At 72.3% G+C, this 1,137-nt stretch carries 2 protein-coding genes; one reads left to right on the forward strand and one right to left on the reverse strand.

Features of this window, described 5'->3' with window-relative positions; translation table 11 throughout:
* Nucleotides 1-33: 33 nt before the first annotated feature.
* Nucleotides 34-591 (reverse strand): RDD family protein, encoded by a 558-nt coding sequence (locus SSOG_RS26340; RefSeq protein WP_009717303.1) that lies wholly within the window; start codon nucleotides 589-591, stop codon nucleotides 34-36.
* 113 nt (nucleotides 592-704) lie between these two features.
* Here SSOG_RS26340 and SSOG_RS47685 point away from each other — a divergent pair.
* Nucleotides 705-1,137: VOC family protein (locus SSOG_RS47685; RefSeq protein WP_009717304.1), on the forward strand; the 433-nt coding region annotated here is incomplete at its 3' end.

Here is a 1,137-nt window from a genome sequence, read left to right on the forward strand (position 1 = left end):
CCGCCCGGTTTTTCGGGGCTCCGTGGCGGGCCGTCAGCCCAGCCCCAGCCGCCGCAGATCCTTGAGGCGTACGTACCGGATCTTGCAGTGGTCCTCGTACGGATCGCCGTCCGCGCAGGCCAGGTAGCGCACCGGCTGCATCGGCAGCCAGGTCAGCCCGAGCAGCCAGCGGTGGAGCAGCCGCCAGAACCCGGGCCGCCCGGCGTCGGTCTCGCGCACCACGCGCATCCGCAGCATCCACTTGCCGAGGGACGCCCGGAAGATCCAGGCGCCCAGCACCTGGTTGACGATCGACAGCCCGAAGACGCAGGCCACGGCCAGGAGCAGGGGATCGACCCCGGGCGTGAACTTCGGGAGGACGTCCATGCCGAGAGTAGGGCCGCCGCCCAGGACCAGGACGCAGTCCACCGCGGCCGCGAAGATGCGCCGCTCGTCACTGGCCGGTTCCGGGACGCGCACCGGCTGGGGCTGTGGGGCGGGCTGTCCGTAGGGCGGCGCGTACGGCTGACCGTGAGGCTGCGCGTAGGGGTTGCCGGGCCGGGGCGGAAGGGAATGCGGAATGGGCTGGTGCTGCCCCCGTGGATCACTCATGGTCAAGATCTTGCCAAGGCCAGGGGCGGGGTCCGGCGGCGCCCTCCCCGCCGAGTGGCGCTCCCGCCGTACCCGGGGAGAATTGACCGCAGAGGTCCGACCGGGAGGCAGCGATGGCCGAAATCACCACTCCCTATGAGCCCGGCACGCCCTGCTGGGTCGATCTGATGGCCCCCGACCAGCAGGCCGCCCTCGACTTCTACACCGGGCTGTTCGGCTGGTCAGGGGAGATCGGCCCGGCCGAGGTCGGCGGCTACACGGTCTGCACGCTGAAGGACCGGCCGGTGGCGGGGGTGATGGCCGCGCAGGCGACGGACGACCAGCCCGCGCCGCCGACCGTCTGGACCACCTACTTCGCCTCCACCGACGCCCAGGCCACCTCGGAGGCGATCAGCCGCAACGGCGGCACCGTGCTGCTGCCCGTCATGGACGTGATGGACCTCGGGAGGATGATGGTGGCGGCCGACCCCACCGGGGCCGTCTTCGGCGTCTGGCAGGCCGGGGAGTTCCCCGGGGCGGGCATCGTCAACGAACCGGGCGCGGTGG

The sequence above is a fragment of the Streptomyces himastatinicus ATCC 53653 genome (genome assembly GCF_000158915.1).
Lineage (GTDB): Bacteria > Actinomycetota > Actinomycetes > Streptomycetales > Streptomycetaceae > Streptomyces > Streptomyces himastatinicus.

Coding starts and splice junctions, on each gene's coding strand:
- SSOG_RS26340 (WP_009717303.1), bottom strand. CDS start 591: ATGAGTGATCCACGGGGGCAGCACCAGCCCATTCCGCATTCCCTTCCG.